The sequence below is a fragment of the Methanobrevibacter boviskoreani JH1 genome (assembly GCF_000320505.1).
In the GTDB taxonomy this organism is placed as follows: domain Archaea; phylum Methanobacteriota; class Methanobacteria; order Methanobacteriales; family Methanobacteriaceae; genus Methanarmilla; species Methanarmilla boviskoreani.
Map to the genome: position 1 here is coordinate 22,014 of NZ_BAGX02000012.1, position 6,000 is coordinate 28,013.

Below are 6,000 nucleotides of genomic sequence, written 5' to 3' on the forward strand. Positions count from 1 at the left end.
GAGATTTTAAAAAACATATTATAATATTGATTTAATTAAAATCTATATTTATATTTCAAATATTAAAAAAATGCTATAATGGACTCATGCAATATATCCCTCCCCATAGTAAAGTCCTTTAACTCCATAAGATAATAGAAAAGGAATAGAAACTGAATATCAAAACTAAGATAAACTCATTATTTTTTTAATAATTGAAAAAATAAGGGTTTAGAGAAATTTTATTAAAATTATTTTATTTTAAATAGTTGGAATATTATTTTTTGTTTTTATGAGAATTATTAGAAATGCTTATTTTGAATATGTTCAGTATATATGTAATGATTTATTTACCCAATTTTGATGATTTTTATCTAAAGTTTTATTATATCCTATGAAATTTTTTAGATTTTGAATATTAATTTTATTATTTTTATTAGATATTGTATGAAAATTAATAAAAATTATATAATTAGTAATAATAATTAATTAATATTTTTTAAAAAAATAGTAATACCTAAAAAATAGGTATTACTTTTTTAAAAATTAGTATTATATTTAAAAGTATTATTTATTTTTAAATTAGTATTAATTTATTATTAATTTTTTAAAAATTAGTAATAATTTCATAAAATTTATTGAATTTTAGAAAATTAATATAATTTAGTGTTTTTAAATATTGATTTGGTTTAATAGGTTATAATAAAATTTATTATTTAACATTAAAAATTAATGGAATATAATTATAAATGATGGATATTTAAATGTTTGTAAAGAGTTTTGAATTTATTTAGTGAAATAAATAAGTTAAATCCATTTTTGAAAATTAATTCTTAAATTTTAGAATTAATCTAAATTTATTACTAAATATCAATAAAAGTAATAAAAAAATATTTTTTTAAATTCTATTGTAAAAATAGATTTTTCTATGATTTTCTATTTTTAAATATTATTACAATTTAATAAAATTACTAATACAATAAATTATTACTTTTAATCTAAAATATATTACTTAAAAGTATTACTTAGTCATAAAAAATATAATACTTAAAATTATTACTTAGTCATAAAAATATAATACAAATAAAATTTTAATAATTTATTACAGATTATAATATTTTGTATTAAATTTTAGTTTTACTTATTTTTATAAAAATTTTTTAGGCTTAAATAAATTTTAAAATTATTACTAATTTAATAATTTTGTATTAAAAATTGATTCATTTTGAAAGTAATACTTTTTTATAAATAATATTAGAAAAAGTAATAAAGTACTATTTCAAGTGTAAAATATTTTGAAAAATGCAAAAATTTAAAAATTTAAAAAAATGCTATAAATGGTATGTTTACATATACATCAAATAGTTTATTTACCTAAGTTTTGATAAATTTATTTTTTAATAAATTTCTACTTCGTTATAGTATAGTTTATCGAAGTACAAATTCATATTTCATGATTTTTTTTTCAATTTTTTTTTTTAAAATTTTGATTTCTAATTTCTTGAAAAAATTTTTCATTCTTATGAAATCTATAATCTGATGGAATTACATGAAAATTTATAAAATTTTTAATATATACAAATATTTTTTTCCTTATTTAAAATAATATATGATTATTATACCAATTAATGGAATCATATAAAAATAGACTGATCAATTAAAAAAATATAAAATAAGAAAAGTTAATAATTGAATTATAATTTAATAAATTAATGCTATTTAAAACATTTATTTAATAATATAACCCTATTTTTAACTTTCTTTTAAGAAATTATTCCTTTCTTTTAATAACAACAGTTAATGCCATCAATGCTAAAAGTAAAACCATTATTGGATTACCTGTTTTAGGTAAGCTATTACCATTAAATCTTAAACTTTTAAGATTATTATCTTCAGATGTTTCAGTATTGGAATTTCCATTATCGGTTCCATTCTTGTCAGGAACATCTATACTAAATGAAGCATTAGTGCTAATACCTGAGTAAATATTATCTCCATCAAATATAACATCTATACCATATTTTCCATTTTTAAGATTGGATAATGTTAAATTACCTTTTCCGTCTATAACATTTACAGTATAATTTTTGTTATTAAAGTTTACTGTAACTGTACCATTTAATCCTGTACCATTATATGTAAGTCTAACATAAATGATAGCTTTATTACCATCGGTTACAATTTTAACATTTAATTCAGGAGTTAAATAATCAATTGTGAAGTTAACAGTATTATTTGATGAGTCAAAATTATCATTTCCATTAAATACGGATTCAACAGTATAATTACCTGCACTTAAACCGTCTACATCTAAAACACCAGTTCCATTAACAACATTGACTGCATAGGTCTTATTATTGATAGTAACATTAACAGTTTCGTTTAATAACATGCCATTAGAACTATCTAATGTAATATTAAATCTAGCTGTATGGTTTTTACCATTAAATGTGGTGTTAACTAAACTTATGTTAAGATTAGTAGATGATTTGTTTATTGTAAAGCTTGTTTCATTTGTGATATTATTATAGTTATCATTTCCAAATGTGACTTTAACAGTATAATCACCTGTAGTTAAATTTTCAAGATCCAATGTAGCTTTACCATTATTAAGGGTAAGATTATATTCATTACCACTAACATTAACTTTAACAGTACCGTTTAATAATTCATTATTTATACCAATTGCAGTAATATCAACTGTATTGATACCGCCATAAACTGAATCGTTAACAGTAACATTTAATACACTTACATCTGCCTTATTAACAGTAAATGAACTCATATTCTTAACAGAACTATAATTTTCATTAGCATTGTATGCTGCAGAAATATTATAAATACCTGCATTTAGTTGTTTAAATACATAAACACCTTTACCATTAATAATTTCAACATTAATAATATCTGAACCAATTAATCTACCATTTAAAGCTTCAAAACTATCAAGACTAATAGCAACAGTACCATTTAATCCAGTATTGTTTACTCCAGTAAGAATGATTGTTACAGTTTCATCATTACCATAGGTAATGTTTTCTCCAATTATAATGATTACTGGTGCAGATTTACTTACAATGAATTCTGTATTTGTTGTTGAACTGTTATAGTTTCTTGTTTCTTGGAGTACTGCTGTTACGTCATAGGTATTTGGTATTAGATCTTTTAAGACTAATGTTCCTTTACCTGATGCTATATTAACTATATAGTTATTACCATTTACAGTTACTATTACTACACCATCTATTGCTTCATTGTTTACACCTGCTACATTGAAGCTGATTGTGTTATCAGAATTATATGTAGTGTTCATAACTGTTATATTAAACGCAGTAAGATTTGCTTTTCCAACAGTGTATGTAGCCATATCTGTAGTGGTTGTGTAGTTTTCATTACCTTTGTAGTTTGCAGTAATATCGTAGATTCCTGCATTTGGTTCGGCAATATCTTGACTGCCTATACCATTAACAATATTTACAGTGTAATCTGTTCCATTGATGTTTAATGTTACAGTTCCGTTTAATCCAGTATTGTCTACTCCTTTTAGAGTAATTGTTACTGTTTCGTCGTTACCGTAGGTAATGTTTTTTGTGGTAATTGTTATTGTTGGTGTTGCTTTGTTTACTGTGAATTGTGTGTTTTTGGTTGACTTGTTGTAGTTTGTTGTTTCTTGGAATGTTGCTGTTACGTCATAGGTATTTGGTATTAGATCTTTTAGGACTAAGATTCCTTTACCTGCGGTTACATCTACTGTGTAGTCTTTTCCGTTTATGGTTACTATTATTTGGCTGTCTATTACTTCATTGTTTATGCCTTTTACATTGAAGCTGATTGTGTTATCAGAGTTATATGTAGTGTTCATTACAGTGATATCGAATGAAGTAAGATTTGCTTTACTTACTGTAAAGGAACTAGTATTACTAACAGCATTATAATTATCTGTACTATCAAAGCTTGCAACAATATCATAAACACCTATATTAGGGAGTATTAAGATTTGATTTCCTACACCATCAACAACGTTGATAATATATTTTGTTCCATTAACTGTTAAATTGACAGTATCATTTAAACCGTCACCATTAATACCTGTAAGGTTGATGTTAATTGTAATATTATTGCCATATGTAATATTATCTACATTTAAATTAAGCACTGGATTTGTTTTATTAATTGTGAAGTTTACTTCTTTATTATCAAAACCTAAATAATTATTATCACCGGAATATGTGACATTTGTAACATATTTTCCAGCATTCTTAGTACCTATATTTATTTTAGAAACACCATTTATGACGGTTCCAGTATATCTTGTATTATTAATATATACAGTTGCATTACCAGTTACATTATCATCAAATACAACAGTTATAACTTGATCACCATAGATAATATCGTTAATTTCAGTTTTTGATACATTTTTTCTTAAATCAAAAGTTCCATTATTTGATATTGAAGTATAATATGTTTCATTATCTAGACTTGCACTTACTAGATAATATTTTGAACTGGATAAGTTACTTAAATCAAGTATAACCTGACCATTTTCATTAGTATAATATACATCATCTATTAATGTATTGTTTTCATAATCAAGAATCTTTATCCTTAAACCAATACCTGCTTCAGTGAAATTATTGGATGTAAATAGTTTACTTTCATCACCTGCATTAGTAACACCATTTAATCCCCAATAAGTGAGATTGGTTGCATTTACGGTTCCATTAATATAAATTCCATTGAAAAGATTATTTAATCCATATAATGTTATAATTACATTTGAGTTGGAACTATTAATGGTTAAATCTGTTGAATTTGCTCTGTTATCTAAGATTATTGAATTTTTAATTATGAGATATTTGTTTTCTTGATAGATTGCAGATCCTGCAGCAGATGAACAATTTACTATAGAACAGTTATCTATAGTGCCATTGTCACAAATTACACAAGTGATTGCACCACCATGTTCTACGGAGGTGTCATTTATAAAATTACAATTTCTAATGGTTCCATTTGGACCATACCAAAATATTGCACCACCTTGAACATCAGAACTTGTATTAATAAAATTAGAGTTAGCTATTTCAAAATAACTCATGGAAGATACACCGAATAATAATATTGCACCACCATAATCATCTGCATGAGTATTTTCAAAGGTACAATTTAAAATTTTAGTGTCTTTTCCATCATTCCAGAATACTGCACCACCATCATATCCAGTTGTATTTATAAATCTACAATTTGAGATATTTCCATTGGCACTATACCAGTATATAGCACCACCAGAGTCTGAACTTGTATTGATAAATGTACAATTATCTATATAACAGTCATTACCACCAAATATAAATACTCCACCACCACTTTTTCCAGTGGAATTGATAAAGTTACAGTTTATAATTTTGGTGTTATTTGCTTTATTTGAATATATCGCACCGCCATAGTTGGTTGAATTTGTATTGATAAAAGTACAATTAATGATTGTAACATTGTTAGATCTTATATTAAATGCTTCCGCTTGGTTTAATCCATTGATGGTATATCCATTACCGTTTATTGTGATTGTCTTTGATATGGTTATACCATTTTTATAATGAGTATCTGTAGTTGGATTATATACATAATCTTTATTTAGAGTAATATAATTTCCACCATTACTTATTAATGTGTTTAAATCAGTGAAACTTCCAGCATCAGAACTATCCTCTTTATTAACATTACTCTCATTAGCAGTAGCTGTAAGTAATTGTTTACTGTTAGAACTACTATTATAAGTAACCTGATTAGTCACATTAGAGTTCTGGATTGATGAATTACTGTCAATTGACATGGTAGTGTTATCTGAAACAGTACCTGAGGTATCATCTGTTGCTGATATGGTATTAATACATAAACCTAATATAATAAGTAAAATAATAATACTGAACACCTTATTTTTAGTTTGCATATTTTCACCTCCTTTTAAATTGATTATATAAAATTTAAAATGGAGTAAATCCATTGATATAGGGAAAAATC

General features: G+C 24.2%; 1 protein-coding gene. It reads right to left on the bottom strand.

All coding sequences use genetic code 11. The features are described 5' to 3' along the window. Positions 1-1,750: 1,750 nt before the first annotated feature. Entirely contained in the window at positions 1,751-5,929 is a 4,179-nt protein-coding gene (locus tag ON24_RS02745; RefSeq protein ID WP_040681877.1) for a beta strand repeat-containing protein, read from the bottom strand. Positions 5,930-6,000 lie beyond the last annotated feature (71 nt).

Coding starts and splice junctions, on each gene's coding strand:
- ON24_RS02745 (WP_040681877.1), bottom strand. CDS start 5,929: ATGCAAACTAAAAATAAGGTGTTCAGTATTATTATTTTACTTATTATA.